Source organism: Haliovirga abyssi (assembly GCF_030295325.1).
Lineage (GTDB): Bacteria > Fusobacteriota > Fusobacteriia > Fusobacteriales > Haliovirgaceae > Haliovirga > Haliovirga abyssi.
The window spans coordinates 987,860-1,011,114 of sequence record NZ_AP027059.1 but is presented as its reverse complement, the minus strand read 5'-3'; the positions used below and the strand labels follow the sequence as shown (position 1 = coordinate 1,011,114).

General features: G+C 25.9%; 18 protein-coding genes. 1 reads left to right on the top strand and 17 read right to left on the bottom strand.

All coding sequences use genetic code 11. The annotated features are described in order from the left end of the window. Positions 1–11 precede the first annotated feature (11 nt). From RDY08_RS04520 to RDY08_RS04475, 10 genes are all read right to left on the bottom strand, one after another. On the bottom strand, positions 12–878 hold the full coding sequence (locus tag RDY08_RS04520) for an HDOD domain-containing protein (protein ID WP_307905241.1): 867 nt from the start codon (positions 876–878) through the stop codon (positions 12–14). Positions 879–891: 13 nt separating this feature from the next. Then, positions 892–1,767, bottom strand: coding sequence for a ParB/RepB/Spo0J family partition protein (locus RDY08_RS04515; RefSeq protein ID WP_307905240.1), 876 nt, complete (start codon positions 1,765–1,767; stop codon positions 892–894). Then, a complete protein-coding gene (locus tag RDY08_RS04510; RefSeq protein ID WP_307905239.1) occupies positions 1,754–2,515 on the bottom strand; it encodes a ParA family protein in 762 nt (253 codons plus the stop codon). Before RDY08_RS04510 ends, RDY08_RS04515 begins: the two co-directional genes overlap by 14 nt. 11 nt (positions 2,516–2,526) lie before the next feature. Then, on the bottom strand, positions 2,527–3,237 hold the full coding sequence (rsmG, locus tag RDY08_RS04505; RefSeq protein ID WP_307905238.1) for a 16S rRNA (guanine(527)-N(7))-methyltransferase RsmG: 711 nt from the start codon (positions 3,235–3,237) through the stop codon (positions 2,527–2,529). Then, positions 3,234–5,105: a tRNA uridine-5-carboxymethylaminomethyl(34) synthesis enzyme MnmG gene (mnmG, locus tag RDY08_RS04500; protein ID WP_307905237.1), complete on the bottom strand. Its 1,872-nt coding sequence runs from the start codon at positions 5,103–5,105 to the stop codon at positions 3,234–3,236. Before mnmG ends, rsmG begins: the two co-directional genes overlap by 4 nt. A 16-nt stretch (positions 5,106–5,121) precedes the next feature. Beyond that, the gene (locus RDY08_RS04495) at positions 5,122–5,778 is read right to left on the bottom strand and encodes a potassium channel family protein (protein ID WP_307905236.1); all 657 of its coding nucleotides are present in this window, start codon (positions 5,776–5,778) and stop codon (positions 5,122–5,124) included. A gap of 32 nt (positions 5,779–5,810) precedes the next feature. Next, positions 5,811–7,154, bottom strand: coding sequence for a TrkH family potassium uptake protein (locus RDY08_RS04490; RefSeq protein WP_307905235.1), 1,344 nt, complete (start codon positions 7,152–7,154; stop codon positions 5,811–5,813). 138 nt (positions 7,155–7,292) lie between these two features. Next, positions 7,293–8,543, bottom strand: a complete 1,251-nt coding sequence (locus RDY08_RS04485) for a GNAT family N-acetyltransferase (protein ID WP_307905234.1) — start codon at positions 8,541–8,543, stop codon at positions 7,293–7,295. Further along, positions 8,544–9,890, bottom strand: a complete 1,347-nt coding sequence (bioA, locus tag RDY08_RS04480; RefSeq protein WP_307905233.1) for an adenosylmethionine--8-amino-7-oxononanoate transaminase — start codon at positions 9,888–9,890, stop codon at positions 8,544–8,546. A gap of 20 nt (positions 9,891–9,910) precedes the next feature. Next, the gene (locus tag RDY08_RS04475) at positions 9,911–11,467 is read right to left on the bottom strand and encodes a PP2C family protein-serine/threonine phosphatase (RefSeq protein WP_307905232.1); all 1,557 of its coding nucleotides are present in this window, start codon (positions 11,465–11,467) and stop codon (positions 9,911–9,913) included. 144 nt (positions 11,468–11,611) lie between these two features. Between RDY08_RS04475 and recJ the strand changes: the two genes are divergently transcribed. Next, complete coding sequence (gene recJ, locus RDY08_RS04470; protein WP_307905231.1) at positions 11,612–14,233, top strand: single-stranded-DNA-specific exonuclease RecJ; 2,622 nt, start codon at positions 11,612–11,614, stop codon at positions 14,231–14,233. 84 nt (positions 14,234–14,317) lie between these two features. Here recJ and RDY08_RS04465 read toward each other — a convergent pair whose 3' ends face one another. The 7 genes from RDY08_RS04465 to RDY08_RS04435 all read right to left on the bottom strand — a co-directional run bounded on the left by RDY08_RS04465 (position 14,318) and on the right by RDY08_RS04435 (position 23,255). Continuing rightward, positions 14,318–15,352 carry a BMP family lipoprotein gene (locus RDY08_RS04465; RefSeq protein WP_307905230.1) on the bottom strand — a complete coding sequence of 345 codons (1,035 nt, stop codon included), beginning with the start codon at positions 15,350–15,352 and terminating at the stop codon, positions 14,318–14,320. A 176-nt stretch (positions 15,353–15,528) separates the two neighbouring features. Next, entirely contained in the window at positions 15,529–16,716 is a 1,188-nt protein-coding gene (locus tag RDY08_RS04460) for a nucleotidyltransferase (protein ID WP_307905229.1), read from the bottom strand. A 94-nt stretch (positions 16,717–16,810) separates the two neighbouring features. Beyond that, positions 16,811–17,914 carry a chemotaxis-specific protein-glutamate methyltransferase CheB gene (cheB, locus tag RDY08_RS04455; protein ID WP_307905228.1) on the bottom strand — a complete coding sequence of 368 codons (1,104 nt, stop codon included), beginning with the start codon at positions 17,912–17,914 and terminating at the stop codon, positions 16,811–16,813. Positions 17,915–17,938: 24 nt separating this feature from the next. Next, positions 17,939–18,304 (bottom strand): response regulator, encoded by a 366-nt coding sequence (locus RDY08_RS04450; RefSeq protein ID WP_307905227.1) that lies wholly within the window; start codon positions 18,302–18,304, stop codon positions 17,939–17,941. Further along, positions 18,289–19,197, bottom strand: a complete 909-nt coding sequence (locus RDY08_RS04445; RefSeq protein ID WP_307905226.1) for a CheR family methyltransferase — start codon at positions 19,195–19,197, stop codon at positions 18,289–18,291. Before RDY08_RS04445 ends, RDY08_RS04450 begins: the two co-directional genes overlap by 16 nt. 1 nt (position 19,198) lies before the next feature. After that, the gene (locus tag RDY08_RS04440; RefSeq protein WP_307905225.1) at positions 19,199–21,673 is read right to left on the bottom strand and encodes a HEAT repeat domain-containing protein; all 2,475 of its coding nucleotides are present in this window, start codon (positions 21,671–21,673) and stop codon (positions 19,199–19,201) included. Next, the gene (locus tag RDY08_RS04435) at positions 21,666–23,255 is read right to left on the bottom strand and encodes an ATPase domain-containing protein (protein WP_307905224.1); all 1,590 of its coding nucleotides are present in this window, start codon (positions 23,253–23,255) and stop codon (positions 21,666–21,668) included. Before RDY08_RS04435 ends, RDY08_RS04440 begins: the two co-directional genes overlap by 8 nt.

Sequence of the window (23,255 nt, the reverse complement as noted above, 5' to 3'; positions counted from 1 at the left end):
AAAATTAATTTCTATTCTTGAACTATCTTTAAAAAATCAGCTGCTTTCTTCATCTCAACTACTAATTTTTGTACAGTGTCTGCTAAATCTTTTTTTGATATTTTTAATGTTTCTACTGCAGCTTTATTTATTGACAATGGACCATAATTTCCACTATTTCCAATTTTTCTTATTTTAACTACAACATCTGCCACATGAACTATTGAGGCTAATACTTTATCTTCTCCTACTCCTGCAAACTGTGGTTGATGATGATACCCTATTACTTTTGTAACCTTAGAAGGTAAACTCCATTTATCAGCTACTCTTCTACCTATTAACGAATGATCCATTCCTATATACTCTTTTTCAGCTACTGTTAAATCTATTTTTTTACTTTTTGATTCTTCTATTGCTTTCACAAAATCATCATGAAAATATTGATCTTCTACAATTTTAGCAATATCATGCAAAAGTCCCACAACAAACGCTTCTTCTTCCTCTTGATATTTTACTTTTTTTGCTATAATTCTAGATGCAAATGCTACTGCAATTGAGTGCTCCCAAAGTTCTCCTCTATCAAAACTTTCTGTTTTTCCAGAAAACATTTTACAAACTGTAGCACTAAGAGCCAAACTACGTACTGTATTAAACCCTAATATTACTACTGCATCTGTAACAGTTGCTATTGATCTTGGAAACCCATAATAAGCTGAATTTACCAATTTTAATGTTTTGGCAGTTAAAGATTGGTCAGTTTTTATTACATTATTAATATCTCTTGCTGTACTCATAGGATTATCCACTAATTCCATTAACTGCGTAACTACAATTGGAAGTGTTGGCAAATCATCTATTTTTGATATTATTTTTTTTATTCTATCATTATCTTGAGCCATAAAATTTCTCTCCTTATTTTGTTATACAAATTGTTTCCAATAATCTTTCCAAATCCCCATTTGAATAATATTCTATAACTATCTGTCCTTTTTTGTCTTTCATTTTTTTTATTCTAACTTTAGCTCCTAAATATTCTGTTAGCTTTTTTTCTACCTCTATTGTTTCAATACTTTTCTCTCTATGTTTTACTTTTTCATTCTTCACAACTTTTTTTAATTTTATTAACTTTTCAGTTTCTCTTACTGATAACTTTTCTTTTGTTATTTTATTAGATAGTTTCTCTTGTTCATCTTCATCTTTTAATGATAATAACGCTCTTGCATGTCCCGAAGAAATTTTCCCCACAATAATATCTTGCTTTATTTTAGTGGATAACTTTAATAATCTTAATGTATTCGTTATTGTACTTCTTTTTTTTCCCAATTTATTTGCTAACACTTCTTGAGTATAACCATATTTAACTATCAATGACTGATAAGCTTCTCCTTCTTCAATAGGATTTAGATCCTCTCTTTGAATATTTTCTATAATAGCTAATTCTAAACTTTCATCTTCTGCAGCATTCTTAACTATAACTGAAATTTTTTCTAATTTTAAATATAAAGATGCTCTATATCTTCTTTCCCCAGCAATTATTTCATATATATCTCCTTTTTCTCTAACGATTATAGGTTGTAATATCCCATTTTCCTTAATAGAAGATGCCAACTCTATAATTTTACTTTCATCAAATTTTTTTCTTGGCTGCAGTGGGTTCGGCTTTACTTTATCAATCTCTATCTCTAATATATAATTTGAACTGTTTTTTTCTGAGTCATTTTTATCACTTTTTATTAAGGCATTTAATCCTTTTCCTAATCTTGTTTTAGATGACTTAGATGATTCCACTATTTATCACTTCCTTTGCAATTTCATAATATGCTTTTGCTCCATTTGAATTCATATCATATTCGTCTATAGTTTTTCCATAACTTGGTGCTTCTGTTAATTTTATATTTCTTGGAATTACATTTTCAAATACTTTTTCTTTAAAATAAGTTCTAATTTCATTTGAAACTTCCTCAGATAGTTTCAATCTTTTATCATACATTGTAAGTAATATTTTAGCTATATTCAATTCAGGATTTAACTCTTTTTTTATAAGATTTATTGTATTTAACAGTTGGCTCAAACCCTCTAATGCATAAAATTCACATTGTATTGGTATTATTATATCATTAGATGCTGTAAGTGCATTTAATGTCAGTAGCCCCAAAGAAGGTGGACAATCTATCAATACAACATCATACTCATTTTTAATTTCATCTAATTTCTTTTTTAGTCTTGTTTCTCTAGATATTTTCCCAACTAATTCTATTTCAGCTCCTGCTAAATCTATTTTTGCTGGTAAAACATCTAAATTTTCTTTTCTATTAATTATAATTTTTTTTATTGCTACATCATCTAATATAAGGTTGTATATTGAATTTTCTAATTCTGATTTATCAATTCCAATTCCAGTAGTTGCATTTCCTTGTGGATCCATATCTACCAATAATACTCTTTTTCCCATTTTAGCTAAATAACTTGACAAATTAACTGTTGTTGTTGTCTTCCCCACTCCACCTTTTTGATTTAAAATAGATATTACTTTCATCTTTCACCTCTTTATAATGGTCTTTTTACCGGTATTCCTGCTCTTCTCGGATATCTTTTGTCTGTCGTTTTAGTTTTTTTTATATTTAATACAACTCTATTTTCACCATTAAATGGCAATCTCATTTTATCTATTTTTATAACTTCTCCATTTAATAATTCTAAAGCATTCTTTGCCTCTTCTAACTCTTGTTCATAATTAACTTTTTGTGCTAAAAAAGAACCCCCAACTTTTAAAAAAGGAATTATATACTCTAAAATAACTCTTAACTCCGATACTGCTCTACAAACTCCAATATCAAATTTTTCCCGATTTTCTTTAATAAAATCTTCTGCTCTTGTTTTATAAATATTCACATTTTCTATTCCTAATTTTTCTTTTAACTCTTTTAAAAACTCTACTTTTTTTCCTATTGAATCTATTAAAGTAAAATTTATATTAGGATTTACAATTGCTAGTACCATACCTGGAAAACCAGCTCCAGTTCCAACATCTATAACATTTTTAATTTCTACACCTTCATAATTTTCCAAATATTTTTGCAATAACAATGAATCAATAAAATGTTTTTCTATTATTCCTTCATCATCTATTATAGATGTTAAGTTCACAATCTTATTTTTTTTTTGCAAAAACTCTCCATAAACACATAATTTATCCATAGTTTTTTCATCTAATTTTAAATTAATTATTCCTAACCCTTTTTCTAATATTTTTTTCATCTTTTCTTTCCCTCTACATAAAGTATTAATATAGCTATATCCGCTGGAGATACCCCTGAAATCCTTGATGCTTGTCCAACATTTATAGGTCTAATTTTTTTTAGTTTTTCTCTTGCTTCGTTTGTTAATCCCATAACATTATCATAATTAAAATCATCATATATTTTTTTGTTTTCTAATTTTTTATGTTTTTCTATCATTTTTAACTGTTTTTCAATATATCCTTCATATTTCACTTGTATTTCAATTTGCTCTTCTGTTTCTCTATAAAATTCTTTTATTTCATCAAATATATTTTTTAAATTTTCATATTTAATTTTAGGCCTTTTTAACAACTCTTTCGCTGTAGTCCCACTTTTTAATCTAGTTTCTCCAATTTCATCTAATAATTTTTGAATTTTTTCATTAGATGGCCCCACATTTATATTTTCCATTAATTCAATAGTCTCTTTAACATTTTTTTCTTTTTCTTTAACTCTATTATATTCTTTTTCTGGTACTAGACCTATTTTATATCCAATTTCTGTTAATCTTAAATCTGCATTATCTTCTCTTAAAACAAGTCTGTATTCTGATCTAGCTGTAAACATTCTATATGGTTCTTTTGTCCCTTTTGTTACTAAATCATCAATTAAAGTCCCTATATACGAATCTGCTCTATCTAATATAATTTGTTCTTTTCCTTGTACCAATAATCCTGCGTTTATACCTGCAATTAATCCTTGAGATGCCGCTTCTTCATATCCAGAAGTTCCATTTATTTGTCCTGCTAAAAATAATCCTTTTATTTTTTTTGTCTCTAAAGTATATTTTAATTCTTCTGGAAGTATATAATCATATTCAATTGCATACCCATATCTCATTATCTTGCTTTTTTCTAATCCAACCATATTTTGTAACATTTCATACTGTATATCTGTTGGTAAACTTGTTGCCATACCATTTACATATATCTCATTAGTATTGTACCCTTCTGGTTCTAAAAATATATGATGCCTTGCTTTATCTTGATGTCTTACTATTTTATCTTCAATAGAAGGACAATATCTAGGTCCAACCCCTTGTATTGAACCATTAAAAAGAGGAGCTCTATCTATATTATCCAATACAAAATTATGAACTTTTTCATTTGTGTATGTTATGTAGCAAGGTACCTGTTTTTTACTCAAAGTTTCCTCATCAGAAGTTCTCTTTGAAAATTTTAAAATCCCAATATCTCCAGGTTGCTCTTCTACTTTTTCATAATTTATTGTTCTAGCATCAATTCTTGGAGGCGTACCTGTTTTAAATCTGCCTAAATTTAGCCCAATTTTTTCTAGTGATTCTGGCAACTCATCAGAAGGAAGTTCACCCATTCTTCCACCTCTAAATTTAGTGTTTCCAATATGTATTAGCCCTCTCATAAATGTACCTGTTGCTATAACTATTGTTTTGCTTCTATATTCCATACCTTCTTTTATTCTTAATCCAATTATCTTAGAATCTTCTACTAATATATCTGTAACCAATCCTTGAATAACGTCTAAGTTATCTGTATTTTCTAATGTTTTTTTCATTTCCATATGATAAAGTTTTTTATCAGCTTGAATTCTTAAAGCTCTAACTGCTGGTCCTTTTTTTGTATTTAACACCCTAACTTGAATAGATGTTTTGTCTGCATTTCTTGCCATTTCTCCACCAAGTGCATCTATCTCCTTAACAAGATGACCTTTTGCAGGTCCTCCTACAGAAGGATTACAAGACATTACTCCTATATTATCTAAAGTTATTGTAAAAATTCCTGTTTTCAACCCCATTCTTGCTGCTGCAAGCGCTGCTTCACATCCAGCATGACCTGCCCCAACAACTAATACATCATAATTAAACAATTCTGCTCCTCCTCTGTTATAGCTCTTCTAGTTCTTTTGCTGTTTTTGAATCAGTGATAGCTATTAATGTATCTCCATTCTCTATTTTTGTATCTCCCATTGGATTTATTTCCAATTCTTTATCGCTTCTTTTTATTCCTATTATATTAATATTGTATTTTTTTCTTAATGCCAATTTCTCTAATGTCTTTCCGTAAAATTTATTTGGTGCTTTTATCTCTACCAAAATATGTTTATCTGAAAATTTTATATGTTCCAAAATATTAGGATCAATCTCTTTTAACGCTACCCTTTGCCCCATATATACTTCTGGAAATATAATCTCATCTGCTCCAATTTTTTTCAAAACTTTTCCATGTGCTTCGGTTAAAGCTTTTGCTATTATTTTAGGAATGCCCAATTCTTTCAAATTTAACGTTATTAATATACTATCTTGGATATTAGTCCCTATACATACAAATGCTACATCAAAATTACTTACTCCTAAATTTTTTAAAGTATTCATATCTGTTGCATCTACAGTGATTCCATTATCAATTAAGTTATTGTTTATAGATTCTTGTACTATATCTTCATTTTTATCTAACGCTAATATACTTTCATCATTTTCAAATAATGTACTTGCAACACTTGTCCCAAATCGACCAAGACCTACCACTAAAAACTGTTTCATTGTTTCCCTCCTAATAAAAAAATAACATTTTTTTATCCAACTGATATATTTTCTCTTGGATATCTATATTTTGGCTTTTCCAAATTTTCCCCTAATGCTAATGCAAAAGTTAATGGTCCTACTCTTCCTACTAACATTGTAATTATTAATAAAACTTTTGAAAACGTAGTCAAATCAGCAGTAACTCCCATTGATAATCCAACAGTTCCAAATGCTGAAATAACTTCAAAAAATATTTGAATAAAATCTTTTTCTTCTACAATTAAAATTGATAACGTTATTAAAATTACATAAAAAAGAGAAATCACCAAAATAGCTAATGCTCTATTTAAAATATGCCAAGATATTCTTCTGTTTTTAATTTCAACATCTTTTTTATTTCTTATAATTGAAAAAACAGAGTAAATAATTACTCCAAAAGTTGTCGTTTTAATTCCGCCGCCAGTAGATCCTGGTGATGCACCAATAAACATCCACACTATAAATAAAAATATGGTTGCTGGTTTCAAATCTCCAATTGAAACAGTATTAAATCCAGCTGTCCTAGTAGTTATACTTTGAAATAATGAAGCCAACAATTTGTCAAAAAAATTCAAATCTCCAATAGTTTTTACATTTGATCCTTCAGTAAAAAATATTAAAATAGTCCCAATTACTATCATCCATATACTAATTTTTATTGCCATTCTAGATGTTAAAGAAAACTTTTTTTTACCAGTTTTTGTATATCCAATAAATCCATTAATTACAGAAAATCCAATACCTCCTAATACAATCAAAGATGAAATAACTATATTTATAATATAGTTACTTTTATATTGTACTAAACTATCTCCAAACAGAGAAAATCCTGCATTACAAAACGCTGACACAGAATGGAATATTGAATAAAACAGAGCTCTGTTTGTAAATCCAAACTGTTTAGAAAATTCTATAAATAAAAATATAGCTCCTATTAATTCTATTGTTGCAACTGTAAAAAACAGCTTTTTTATAAAATGTATTATTCCACCAAGCTTTTCTTGATTTAAATCTTCTTGCAAAATTTTCTTTTCTTCATAAGTTATTCTTCTTCCGATTATCAACATTATTATAGATGAAAATGTCATAATTCCAAGCCCACCTAGTTGAATTAATATCAAAATAATTACTTTTCCAAAATCATTGTAATAAGTGCTTACATCTACAATTGATAAACCTGTTACTGATACTGCTGAAGTTGCTGTAAAGATAGCTGTAACAATATCAAATGAACCATTATTAGTTTTCGATATAGGTAACGACAACAATGTTGTACCTATAAAAATAATAACCAAAAAAGAGTTTATCAAAATTTGCGATGGAGTCTTTTTCTTTAATTTAAAAAAACTTCCCATAGAACCCTCCAATTATAAAATAACTTATACATTATACTATATTTTCAACATAGTTTCAACCTAAAATAACTAGAATTCTACATTTGTTCACCAATCAAAAAAGCTCTGCCCAAGACAGAACTTTTTTGATTTTTTTAATTATATTTTTTCCCTTAACGGATCCACGTGTATTATGATATCTTCTACAAATTTATACTTATTTTTAATTTTTATCATAACCTCATCTACTATAAAATGTGATTCTGTTACACTCATATTTTCATTGACTCTCATATGAAAAGCCAAATACACCTTATCGCCAGATCTTTTCATAAATATATTATGGATATTATATACTTTAGCTGTATTTTCAACTATTTCTTCTATAGAAGAAATAAACTTTTTTTCTTGCTCATCCATTATTTTATTAGATGTATGTATAACAACTTCTATTCCTTCCCTACCTATTAATATTGCAACTAAAATTCCTGTTAATATATCAAAAATCGGTGAAAATTTAATTGCTAATAAAATTCCAACCAATACTCCAATTGAAGAAATAACATCACTTTTATGATCTTTTGCATCTGCTAATATAGCATCATTATTTAATTTTATTGCCATATTCATTTTATATTTATATAAAATGAATTTTATTATAATTGCTATTACAACTATAATTATTGTTATCCCTTCTGGAACAGTTTTATCCTTCCCAACTACAAGATATTTTATATTTTCTATAATCAATTGAACTGCTGTAATTATTAGTATCACTCCAACCATATTTCCTGCAATTGATTCTGCTTGTCCATGCCCATATGGGTGCTCGTTGTCAGCTGGTTTTGATGCTATTTTCAACGTAAAAAGAATTACAACAGATGTTATAACATCTGAAAATGAATGTATCCCGTCAGCAATCAATCCATGACTTTTTCCAATTATTCCAAACATTATTTTCAATATAGATAAAAATATATTTACAACTATAGATACAATGGTTCCAAACATTCCTTCTTTTTGCCTTTTCTTTGACATCATCAAATCTTTTATAAAAATTTTCCCGTTTTCTTCTATAAATCCATTCCTTAAAAAAAAATATTTATTATTCCCCCAACTTTTCAAATAAAATTCATCTACATTATTTTTTGATAATTCTTCAAATATATTTTTCATAAAATTTGTTCCTACATTTCTAAATCTTTCTTCTTTTTTTACAAAAAAATCATATAAAAAATATTCATCACTCTCTTTTCCTATAATTGCATAAGCAATTGGATTATCATCTTCAAAAAACAAAAAATATTCACAATTATCCATTCTAAACTCTTCTAAATTTTTATCTGTATTTTTTATTTTTTTTATAAAATCTCCAATCTCTTTTTCACATATTTTTTTAAATTTCTGCAATTATAAAACCCCCAACAACACATCTTGGGTTCTTTTTATTATCTCTTTTATATCCTCTTTTTTTACAGATAACGGTAAAAAATAATATATTGTATCTCCTACCGGTCTAAGTACCAAGCCATGTTCAAATCCTTTTTCATATATCTTTTTACCTATTCTAATTTTAGAGTCATATTTTTCGGATGTTTTTTTATTTTTAACTACATCCATTGCAGCAATTAATCCCAAACATCTAATGTTTTCTATATGTTCATTATTTTCAAATACCTTCATACTTTCTTCTAAATATTCACTAGTTTCTTTTACCTTTTCTAATAACTTATCTTCTTCGAATATCTTTAAACTTTCTATTCCAGCTGCACAAGCAAGTGGATTTGCTGTATAAGAATGTCCATGAAAAAAAGTTTTGTTTTTATTATAATCATCATAAAATGCATTATATATATCATCAGTAACTATTGTAGCTGCAAGTGGTAAATATCCAGCTGAAATCCCTTTAGAAATTGAAACTAAATCAGGAGTAATTCCCGCATGTTCAAAAGCCCACATTTTCCCAGTTCTTCCAAATCCCATTGCTACTTCATCTATAATCAAATGAACATTATATTGTTTTGTCACCTCTCTCAATTTTTTTAATACTCTTGGAGAATAAAAATGCATCCCACCTGCTGCTTGAATCAATGGTTCGATTATAACCCCACTTATAGTTTCACTATTTTCTTCTAATATTTTTTCTATTCCATTTAAACATTCTAGTTGACAACTATTAGCCTCTTTATTATATTTACATTTTTTGCAATTAGGAGCTTCACTTATAAAAGAATCAAAAAGTAAAGGCTTATATAGTCCATGATATCCTTGAACGCCTCCTACACTAACAGCTCCAATTGTGTCCCCGTGATAACTATTTTCAAAATATATAAAATTTTTCTTTTTATCAAAACCTTTGTTTTTCCAATATTGAAATGACATTTTTAACGCAACTTCCACAGCCGTAGAACCATTATCCGAATAAAACACTCTTGTTAAATCTTTTGGCATTAAATTTATGATTCTTTCTGCTAGTTCTATCGCTGGAGTGTGTGTAAATCCAGAAAAATTAACGTGTTCTATTTTTTCCATCTGTTTTATTATGGCTTTTTTTATTCTAACATTATTATGTCCATGAACATTTACCCACCATGAACTTATTGTGTCATAATATTCTTTCCCATTATAATCATATAAAAAAATCCCTTCTCCCCTCTCTATCAAGACATGATCTTTATTTTCATAGTCTTTCATTTGAGTAAATGGATGCCAAACATATTCCCTATCTTTTTCTAGCCATATTCTCTCACCTATCATCTATTCTCACCTTTGCCCTTTCAAATTTCTTTTTCACTCTTCCCATTATATTTTATTATAAACATTGTAAAATCATCATGTTGTGGAGCATCTTTTATAAATTTTTTAACATCATTTTCTATTTCAACAACTAATTCATTTGGATTTTTTTTATAGTTCTCTTTTAATACTTTTAAAAATCTATCAAATTCATAAAACTCTTTTTCTAAATTTCTAGACTCTGGGATTCCATCAGTATATACAACTATAACATCACCTTTTTTCAATTCTATATCTACACTTTGATAAGTCGAACTCTCTATTATTCCTAACGGCAACCCTCTTATTTCTACTTTAATTATTTTTCCATCTCTAACAATAAGCAGAGGATCATGTCCAGCGTTAGAACATTTTATCTTTTTATTTTTTAGATCAAGTGTAAAATAAAAAGCTGTCATAAATTTTTCTACATCTACATCATTCGATAAATTATCATTTACACATTCCAAAACATTATCTGAGTCTATATTGTCTTTAGAATACACTCTAAAATTTTCTCTTGCTTTTACCATATATAGTGCCGCAGAACTTCCTTTTCCGCTTACATCTCCTATAACAAAAGAATATTTATCTTCTCCAATTTGAAACCAATCATAATAATCGCCTCCAACCATTCTCGCAGGTTTATAAATAGAGGCAAATTGAAACCCTTCTATTTCAGGAAATGTTTCTGGAATATAACTTAATTGAATTTTTTTTGCTAATTCTAAATCAACTTCTAATTTCTCTTTTTTTATTTTTTCTATAAAATAATTTTGCTTTTCTAGCATCTGTCCTATTAACGAAGATATTATATTTAAAAGTTCTAAATCTTTTTCAAATTCTTCTATCTCTTTGGCTTTTTTTAATATTTTTAATTCTGCAATTTTATTATTATTTTCTCCAATAATATCATATTTATATATTTTAAAATTAAATTCTTTAATAAATTTTATAATAACTTCATTTGATATTTTATCTGAAAAATTATAATTACTTATCACATATTTTTTCAAACTACTATTTTCAATTTCTATTTTTTCTCCACTTATATTTGATAACTTGTATTGAAAAAATATTCCATCTGATTCTAAATGTAATTCTATTACATCTGACATCATATCTATTATTTCTTCGATTTTTTTAGGAGAATTTATTATCTCATTTATTTCTTGTAAAATAAATAAAACTCTATTTTTTTCAAATAGTTCTTCTGTTAATTTTTCTAACTTTTCTTCTAGTTCTTTATCATATGTTGGTATTTCACTTATAGCATCTATAAACTTATTTTTTTGTGTTTTATAGTATTTATTGAATTCAGCTAATACTCCTTTTATTTCATTAGACGGTTTATAATAATACATACCATATTCTAAAACTATAATTTTGCTATCAACCAATTCATTTAATATATTTTTTAACTTTTCTTCAGAGATATTTAACCATATGCTTAATCCTTTTGCTGTATCCATAACATTCTTATTATTAAAAAAAAATGTTATTATTTTTCCTTTTTCTAAAGAATTTGCAATTTTTGATATAAATTCATCTAATTTCATTATTTTCCTCCTTAAAAACAGCTCATTCTCTTATTATTATACCACAACTATATTTAATCATAAAGCTAAATTTTATTATTTCTATTGATATTTCTTAGTTTTTATTGTTATAATATATAAAACAAAAATAAATTGGAGGATTATATGAAAAACACTCGATGGATTTATAAAGAAAAGAACATTAAAAACATACCAGAAGAGATAAAAAAAATAAATATTAATCAAGATATATTAAGTATCATCTATAACAGAGGAATAACATCAAAAGAAAAAATTATAAATTTTCTTAATCCAGACATAAACAACATCTCTAATCCATTATTATTGAAAGATGTGGATGAAGCTACAAATTTTATTTTAAAATCTATGCAGAATAATAAAAAAATTTGGATTTATGGAGATTATGATGTAGATGGAATAACCTCTTCCTCTTTAATGGTTTTAGCATTTAGAAAACTTGGATATGACATAGAGTACTATATTCCTTTAAGAGAAGAAGGTTACGGACTTAATAAAGAGGCTTTAGCTTACATTAAAGAACAAGGAGGAGATTTAGTTATTACAGTAGACTGTGGAATATCTTCAGTAGATGAAGTTCAATACGCTAACTCTATTGGGTTGAATGTCATAATTACTGATCATCATGAAATAAATAATAATATCCCTCCTGCAGTAGCTGTAATAAATCCCAAAAGAATAGAAAATAGTTATGAATTTAAATCTCTAGCTGGTGTAGGTACTGCATTTATGTTGGTTTTAAATTTATTTAAAGCTAATAATATAAAAGAAGAAGCATACTCTCTTTTATATATTGTTGCTATTGGTACAGTTGCAGATATTGTACCTTTAAAAGAAGAAAATAGAATATTTGTAAAACATGGACTTAAATTACTTAATTCCAATGAAAATATAGGTTTAAAAGTGTTATTAAAAAAATTATTTGAAAATTACGCCACAAAAAAATTTAACACTTATGATATTGGATTTATAATTGCACCAACTTTTAATGCTGCTGGTAGACTCGATGATGCTAAAAAAGGGGTAGCATTATTTACAACAACATCTATAAAAGAAGCTGAAATTATATCTAATGATCTTATTGAAAACAATTTTCAAAGAAAAAGTATACAAAAAACAATTTATGAAAAAGTTGAAAATGAAATTACCAAAAACCATTTGTCGGATAAATATGTAATTGTTGTATCTGACACCTCTTTTCATCATGGAGTTATTGGTATTGTAGCTTCTAAAATTACAGATAAATATTATAAACCTACCATTATTATGGAATTAAAAGATGATGGAACCGCTGTTGCTTCTGCTAGAAGTATAGAAGGATTTAATATAATAGAGGCTCTAATTGAAACAAAAGACCTATTAATTAGATTTGGTGGACATGAAGGTGCAGCTGGTTTTTCTATTTTACAAAAAGATATACCTTTATTTGAAGAAAAAATAAATGAAGTTGCAAAAAATAGGTTATCTTCTAAAGATTTAATTAAACCTATAAAAATAGATAAAACTATCTTTCCATATGACATATCATACGAGTTTTTTAATGTATTAAAAAAATTGGAACCTTTTGGATTTGGAAATCCGAAACCTATTTTTGCAACAAATAATGTATCATTAAAAAATATTCGATTAATTGGAAAAGATAGATCACATTTGAGCTTTGATATTGAAACTCCATGCACAACACATAAAAGCTGTGTATGGTTTGGCGAAGGAGAATTAAAAGAAAAATTAGATGTTCATAAAAAATATAATATAGCTTTCAAATTAGATATTTCTGAATTCAAAGATAAATATTACACTAAAGTTTATACTGCAGATATAGTTGAATCCAAAAAAGAATATAGCTCTAAATATAATTATTATAATTATTTGTATAATTATAAATTCCCTATTAAAACCATTATTTATACAAAACATAAAATTGATATTTCTGATAAGTTATATATAAAATTAGACAAAGATTACTCGTCTATCCCTGTTTACAACAATAAAGAGATTATTGGTTTTTTTAATGAAACAACATCTAAACTTATTTTAAATTTAAATGAATTGTATAATAAAAAATTTGATTTAAAGATTAGCAACATAACTAAAACAGATTCAAATTTTCAAATTTTAATAGATATTATAGAGAAAAAGAGATTTGAAACATATTCTTATAAACCAGGAGTTATCTTTAAAGAAATTAAAAATTTTTTAATAGGAGATTTTGAATATAACAGTTTTCAAAAAAAGGTTCTATCTGAATTTATTAAAAACAAAAAAAATATTATGCTTCCTTTACAAGAAGGAGTAGGGATCAATACGATAATTTTATCTATTGGCATATATTATTGGATTACTACTTCTAAAAAATCTATTTTAATTACAGAAAAAAAATTAGATGATATATTTTATGAATATTTCGATATTGTTGATAGCAAAATTTCTATAAAGAATAAATATAATTTTGCAGTTTATTATGATGTTATTCCCAAAGTTATTAATAATGATACCCCTACTATAATTACTCTAAAAAAGATAATAAATATTAAAAATTTTGAAAATATAATAAACAATATTGAAATACCTGAAAATATTATTATTGTTGATGATAATAATGTGGAAAGTCTTGAAAAAGATAATAAAAAAATATTTTATATTGAATTACCTAATAAATTAAAAAAAGAGATTATTTCAAATTTAAAAAATAATATGAAAAATAATGAAAAAATTTATTCTACTAACGATATAAAGCTTTTTCTTTAAAAAATAATATAGTTTATTTTCTGGATAAATTTATACTTTACTAATAACTAAAAAAGCGGAGTAGATATCTACTCCGCTTAAATATTATTTAGCTAATTTTATTTCTCCACTAATGATTTTTGCTTTTATTTCTTTTATTTTTTCTATAGTTCCTGCTGGTAATTTATTTTTAGTATATTCGAAGTTAGTAACTCCTACACCATTTTCTTTTAATCCAAATCTATTTTCTCCAGCTTTAAAAGTACCATCTTTTACAGCTTTTATAGTATTATATACTGCTACATCAACATTTTTCATCATACTTGTTAATACAACTCCTGGAGCAACTCCATCTTGATCAGAATCTACACCTATTGCATAAACACCTTTTTCTTTTGCTGCTTCAATAACTCCCATTCCAGTACCACCAGCTGCATGATAAACTACATCTGCATCTTGTTGCATTAATGATAAAGCTTCTTCTTTACCTCTAACTGGATCATTAAATGGATTTGGTCCACTTGTATATACACTTAATGCTTTTACTTTAGGATTTACATATTTTGCACCTTGTTCAAATCCATTTTGGAATTTATGAATTAATGGTATATCCATTCCACCAACAAATCCTACTGTATTTGTTTTTGTCATCATTCCAGCAACAGCTCCTACTAAGAATGATCCTTCATCTTCTTTAAATAATAATGACGATACATTTGGTAAATCTACATAAGAATCAATTATTGCAAATTTAATATTTGGAAACTCTTTGGCAACCTTTTCACATGAATCATGCATTAAAAATCCTGTTGCTATTACTAAATCATATCCTGCTTCTGCATATTGTCTTAAATATTGTTCATCTTCTGCTGGTGATGCTGGTTCAACATAATTAAATTCTACACCCAATTTGTCTTTACCCATTTTCATTCCTCTGAAAGCTGAATCATTAAATGATTTGTCTCCTAATCCACCGATTGAAAATACAATTCCTGCTTTTAATTTTTTCACTGTCGCCTTTTTTGTTACTTTTGTGTCTGATTTTTTCTTAAAAAAATCAAATAATCCCGCTTGAGCTACTGCCCCTACTGTTAGCATTAGTACCAATACTAATACTAAATTTTTTCTGATTAATTTCATACAAATCTCCTCCTCAATATAGTTTGTTATGCTTAAATATATACCATATAACGCTTAAAAAGTCAACTTAAAATATTTGCACTTTCTCTCAATAGGACAATCTAAGCCAATGAAAAGCTTTTTATAATATAGATAATTTAGATTTTATTTTTTTTTTAATAGTACAATAAAAAAATCTAATATTTTAAAAAAATTGGGAATCTAGGTTCTATATACTCTTTATCTATCGAATATATATATGAACTTTTTAATCCAAGTTCAAAAATTGCTCGTTTTCCCCCTTTTATTTTTTTACTTTCTTTTAAATTAGTTATTATCTCAAGAGATTCATCTTGCTTTATATCTCTTAAATATTTTTTCCCAATATCAGAAATTCCCAAAATTCTCCCATACATAGAATCTATATTTTTTGCATTATCAGTCATCTCTTTTGTTATTCCCAATAAAATATGTGTAAAAACTCTATATAATCTTGACATTGTATATCTCTTAGTTACTACTAATTGATAAAATTCATAAAAAGTTTTTGCTTTTAGTGCTGCTTCATATAGCCTATTTTCTAACCCAATTTCTAAATCTTGTATATCTAATAGCTTTTCTTTATCACTAATAATTTTATACCTTAAAATTTGATAAAAATCATCTATTTTTTTTAAATTTTTCATTTTTACATTCTTAGATAAAATTCCAAAAGTTTCTTCTGGGATAGCTTTTTTTATTTTTTCTATATCTCCTTCAAATATAGTTTTTCTTATTGCTGTTGCACTTGCAATATTTCCCTTTATATCTTTATCATTATAATTTGATTTTTCTCTTTTTATAGTAAGTGGCTCTATTAACAAATTCAACTTTCTTATTGCCTTTATATATTCAATTCCTAAAATATTATTAGGTTGTAAAAATCCATCTATTTTTATTTTTTTGCCAATAACATTGCTCATTGCATTAGGATAGCTAATTCCTGTTTTTATAAGTTTTTTTATTTCAAAATCAATTTCATCTTTAAATTCTTCTATAAAATCAACATAATTTAAAAAATTAGAAATATTTCCATTTTCAGAACCAAAAACTAAATTTTTAACTTTCATTGCTTCTAAAACTAAAATAGCTCCATATGCAAATATTTCTGCTGATTGTGTAGAATAAATTGTTGGAAGTTCCAATACTATATCCACTCCATTTAATAAGGCCATTTTCGTTCTTTCCCATTTATTCAAAATAGCAGGTTCTCCTCTTTGTAAAAAATCCCCACTCATAACAGCTATTATACAATCAGAATTTCCCACTTCTCTAGCTTTTTTTATGTGATATTTATGTCCATTGTGAAAAGGATTATATTCTACAATTATTCCAGTTGCTTTCATTTTATTACTCCTTTTTAAAAAATAATATTTTCAATCTGAACTTTTCAAATTAACCATCTCGTCAAAATAGCATGAAATTTAACCCAAATCATGATTAAACAGTTTTTAATAATTTTATAACTCTATCTGCAATTTTATCATTTTCTAATATTTCATTTTCTAAATTTTCTTCTGCAATAACTCTTGGCATCCCATATATTATAGCTGTCTCTTCTGATTCTACTATTACATATCCGTTCTTATATTTCCTTAAATATTTAACACCATCCAAGCCATCATTCCCCATTCCTGTCAATATAATCACAAATACTCTTCCATTAAATATATCTACTAACGATTTTAACATAACATCTACAGATGGAATATAAAATTTATTTTCTTCATTGTTTGATTTTAAATTAAATATTAATTTCCCATCTTTTTTTTCTAATATAGTATGTTCCGTTCCACCAGGAACGACATAAACGATCCCACTCTTTAACTCTTCTCCTATTGCAATCTCTTTTACATCCATTGCACTTACAGAATTTAAAGTTTTTGCAAGTGATTCTGTAAATCCTTTAGGCATATGTTGGGTTATTATTATAGGTAAGTTTAGCTTTGGCAATCCCATTATAAGTTTTTTCAATACTTTTGGTCCTCCAGTTGAAGCTCCTATAAATAAAACTTTTGGATTTTTTTCCATTCTTTCTAATTTTTTATATCTAATATTTTTCGAATATATAAACTCACTATCATATTTCTTTATACTTTTTTCTAATATTTTATTTTTTATCAATAAATTTCTCATATTATTCTTTATAGTTACTCCTGAAACAGAGATAACTTTATCAACTATCTCATTAGACAGTTTATTCATATCTAAAGAAAGATTTCCTGATTTTACAATAATATCTACCGCACCATATTCAAGAGCTTTTATAGCACTCTCTGTCCCATATTGTGTGACAGAACTTAATATTATTATTGGACGCGGCTTATTATCCATTATAAGCTTGGTAGCCTCCAATCCATCCATTATAGGCATTTCTACATCCATTGTTATTACATCTATTTCATCGTTGTTCATTAATTTATCAAAAGCATCTTTTCCATTATTTGCCATTTCTATAACTTTTATTTTTCCGCTTTTTTCTAATATTTTTTTTATAGCTCTTCGCATAAAAGATGAATCATCTACAACCATTGCATTAATCATTATTATAACCTCCCATAAAAAATTTTAGGATTTTAATATTTCCTCTATCTCTTTTAATAACTTTGGAGGTTGAAATGGTTTTGTTATATATTTGGTTACTCCAACTTTTTCACCCATTTTTTTATCTTTTTCTTCTGATTCTGTTGTTAATAATATAATTGGTATATCTTTAAATTTACTTCCTAACCTAATTTTTTTTATAAGCTCTATTCCATTCATTATAGGCATATTCAAATCAGTTATAATTAAATCAAAATCATATTGCATAAATAATCTATACGCCTGCAATCCATCTTCAGCCAATGTTACTTCATGCTTTTTCATTTGTAATGTAAATTTTACTAATTTTCTTATTGTGCTCGAATCATCTACTATTAATATTTTTGACATTTTTCAGCCTCCTTTTTATATACTATTGAACCATTTAATTGTTTTAATTTAAAATCATTATTTATAGAAAATAAAGATTCTGAATACCCTATAAATAAATATCCATTTTCATTTAACATCTCATAAAATTGTTTTATTAATTTTGTTTTAAAATCATTGTCAAAATATATCATTACATTTCTACAAAATATAATATCAAAATTACCTAAAGATTTCAAACTATTTAAATCTGCTAGATTTAAATAGTTAAAATCAATTTTAGATTTTAAACTAAAATCTATTTCATACTTTCCTTCTCCTATAACTTTAAAATATTTTTTTATATATTTATCTTTAGTTGCCCTAAATTGTGTTGTTTTATAAATACCTTCTTTAGCAGAATTTAAAGCTTTTGAACTAATATCTCCAGCCACTATTTTGTAACTTATCCCTTTTTCCATTAAAATATCTTTATTCTCTTCCAATATCATTGCTATTGTATATGGTTCCTCTCCAGTAGAACATCCTACACTTAATATTTTTATATATTTTTCTCTATTTATTTCTTTTTCTTTTAAAATTTCTGGTAATATAACTGCTTCAAAATTTGACATTAAAATATTATTTCTAAAAAATTTAGTTTCATTTATTGTAATAGCATCCATTAATAGCTTAAACTCTTTTTCATCACTATTATACTTCAAATAATAATAATATTCTTTAAAAGAATTAAAACTATTATCTTTTATTTTTTTTATTATTCTATTTCTTAAAAGTTCTATTTTATTTTCTTTAAAATATATTCCTGACTTTGAATATATAAAATCTCTAATAGTATAAAACTCCTCTAATTTAAACTCAACATCATCTTTTTCCTCTACAATTTTTCTTCTACTAAACTTTGAATTTACCATATTATGCTCTCCCAATTTTTCTTATTGCATTAAGAGCCGCATTTATTACATATTCATTTTTATCATTAAGAAGTGTCGTTAGCGGTTTTAATGCTTTTTCAGAATTTATTATCCCAAGAGCTTCTGCGGAAAAATATCTAACTTTCCAATTACTATCTTTCAAACTTTCTATTAAAATATCTACTGCGCTAATATCTCCTATTATTTTAAGAGAATTTGCTGTGAATATTCTAATTGCGTCATATTCAGATTTCAATCCTTCTAATAGTCTAGGATATCCATTTTCTTTTACTTTTTCTAATAATCTCTTTGCAACTTCTTCTAGATTTTCGTCCATTATACTTTCAATCATTGGCTTTAATAAATTTAATTTTCCAGATTTCCCTATAATTTCTAAAGATTTTTGTTTTACTATTAAATTATCATCTTTTAACAATGGTAATACATATATGTATTCTTCATTTTCTAATTCTACATTAAATAAAAGTTCTAATATAGAATTTTTAATTTTCCAACTTTTAGTTTCCAACATCTTTATAACTCTACTTCTAATTTTTTTATTTCTTAAAATTATTTTTTTCAAACATGCTATTGCTGCACATTGTATATCCTCATCTTTGTCTTCAATATATTTATCTACTACCTCATAAATTTTTTCATTTTCTAAAAAATCTTCATATTTTCCAATACCATTTAAAATTTCTATTATCACTTGAGATTCTTCAGTATATCTTAACATCTCAATATACTTATTTAATATTTTTTCGTTTTTAAAATTATTTAATGAATTTACAGCAAAATATCGAACCCATTCATTATCATCATCTAATATTTCTATTAAAGATTGTACTACGATATCATCATTTATCTTTCCTAATGCATCAGCCACCATTCTTCTAATTTGTATGTTTTCTTCTTTTAGTTTTCCTATTAAATAATCTAATGCAATTCTACTTCGTAATTTTCCTAAATTTTGAATTCCTACTTCTTTTAATTCATCATATTTTTCTATAAGTTCTATTATTACTCCAATACCACTCAATATTTCTAATCTTCCTACTATTTTAATAAGATGTGTTACCGCTGGAAAATTTATTATATTAATATTTTCCTTTAGTTTTTTTATTAACAGTTTTTCTACTCTTTTTTTCCCAATTTCAACTAATAAATCTTCTCCAGCTATTCTTACATCTTCATATTCATCTTCTAAGACTTTAAAAATTTTTTCTAAACTAACATCAAATTTATAGTCTAACATTAAATGTAATGCCATTTTTCTTACATTTCCGCTTTTATCATCTATACTTTTCAAAATATAATCTTTTGATTGCAATTTATTGATTTTATATAATGCTTCTATTGCCACCTCTCTAATTTCTTCTTCTTCTCTTTTAATATACATCTCTATCACTTTAAAAACTTCTTCTTTTTTATTAGATTGAGCTCCAATTTCACCTAAAATATAAATTAATACAACTTCATAATCTAAATTATGGCTATTTTCATTCAATGAGTTCTCTATTTTAGATATCCCTTTTTCTCCATATTTTTTAATACTCATTAATGCCGTTTCTGAAATATCTTGCCTATTAGATAACAAACCTTGAATTAAAACATTATATAATTTTTCTAATTTTAAAATACCTATTAAACTTAAAATCGGAATAGTTATTTCTTGACTTATATCACCTTCTAAAATTTGTTTTAATTTTTTTGATATTAATTCTTTTTTCTCATTTATATTTTCACACAATTTAAGTTTTGAATTTTTTACTATTTTGTGAATGCTTATAACTGTTATTTTTAATATTTCATCATTTTCAGAAAAAAATTCATCACATAAGTGCGATAATACAGTTTCGTCTCCTATTTTTCCTAATGCTTCTATAGCTACATACTTTATCCAATCATTTGAAATCTTCATTATTTTGATAATATGTGATACTGCAGAAAAATCCCCTATTTCCCCTAACGCTTCTATAGCTGCAAATTGTATCCAATCATTTTTTTCTAATGCCTTTATTAAAGTTTCAACCCCTTTTGGAGAGCCTATTTTCCCTAAATTTTCGCATACACTTTGTTCTACATTTTCATCTATATCATCTATTCTCTGTATGATATATGGGATCGCTTTTTCACTTCCAATATCTCCTAACGAATCTATAACAAATTTTCTTACATCTTTATCTTTATTATTTATCTCTGTTATCAAATAAGGAATCGCTTTTTCCCCCATAAGCACAAGAGAAGCTATAGCACTATTTCTATAATTTGGATCATCTGAGCTAATAGCCTCCATTAATATATTTATAACTTCTAAATCAGTTCCTATATTTACTAAAGCATTTGATGCCATTTCTCTTATTTTATAATTTTTATCTTTTAAATAACCAATCAAAACAGAACTTTTTGAATAATCTTTTTCATCTAAAATTTTTTTTATAGTTATTATTTTATTTTCATATGTTTCATCCATTTATCTCATCCTCATTTAATTCTAAATAGTTTAACAGATTATTTTTCAAAGTTTTTATAACATCTTTCATCTGTTGGCTAATATCTTTTCTTTCTTTTTCTGAAGCTTCAGTTCCAATATATTCTGAAAAACTATCTAAAAATTCAAGTGGTTGAAAAATCTCATTAATCGATTCTTTTATTTTACCAGTAGCAGCTCCTGACATAATTCCAGAGACTCCATTCATTTTTCTTATTATATTTATTCCCTTATTTTGTAATATATTATATTCAAATATTTTCTTTTCATGTTTTATACCTCTTGCTTTTACAATAGTTAAAACTCTCTTTATTACAGCTTCTAACTCTAAATACCTCATCATAATAATAGAATCTGATAAGAAAGAATATCCCTCATCAGTTAATTCCATTTCTCCCATTATCTTTTTCTCTTCTAATAGTGCCATTGTTGTTACTCCATATTTTTCAAAAACATATTTTAATTGATTAATAAAAATCTTCTCTTTTTCTAAATTTTCATTAAAAAACATTGTATTCAAAGTATCAATAACAACCCTTTTAATATTATAATTTTTTAACATATTCTCTATTTCATATATAATTTTTGCCACAACTGCCTCATCAAAATATTTATGATAAAAGATAAAATTTGGATTTTTCATATCTATTCCTAAACTACCTGTAAATTGAAAAAATTTATTTTCACTCTCTTCAAAAGATAAAAAAACTACAGATTCTTTATTTTCTAAACCATCTTTTAAAAAATTAGTTGCAAATATTGTTTTTCCTACACCAGCACTTCCTACCACTAAATTAAATGTCCCTTTTATATATCCCCCATCTAACATTTTATCTATTTTTTCTACACCGGTACTTATTCTCTCCTCTTCTTTTCCTTCTATTTTTAAATTATCCTTTATTAATGGATATACTTTTATTCCTCTACTAATTTCAAAATAATGTTCTCCAGAAATATGATCTTGACCTCTTGATTTGAACACTTCTAAAGTTCTAATGTTTTTCAAATTTTCAGTTTTTCTATTTCTCAAGTATATTACTCCATCAGCCACATATTCTGCTACTCCTAATTTATTATAAAATTCTTCTGTAATCATTCCAGTTACTTTTTTTGATTTAATTCCACTTATTATTCTATATAAATTTTCTCTATATTCATTCTCAGTATTAGAAATTCTTTTTAAATGTGTGACACTATCTATAACTATTCTTTTTATATCCATTTCTCTTACTACATTTCCTAAATATCCCTCTTCACCAATAAATTCTGATTTTAAAACAGTTTCTGGCGAAGAAAATATTATTTTTAATTTTCCTTCATCTTCTAATTTTTTCAAATCTAATCCTTGATTTTTTGCATCTCTATATAATTGTTCTGGAATTTCTTCGAATGATATTATTATCCCATTTTCATTAAAAAACATAGCTCCATTATAAATAAATTCCAATCCAAAAGTAGTTTTCCCACTACCTGGAGTCCCCTTTAATAAATATATATTTTCTTTAATAATCCCCTCATTCTGAAAAAGTTTATCAAACCCACTTATTCCTGTTTTTATATACAT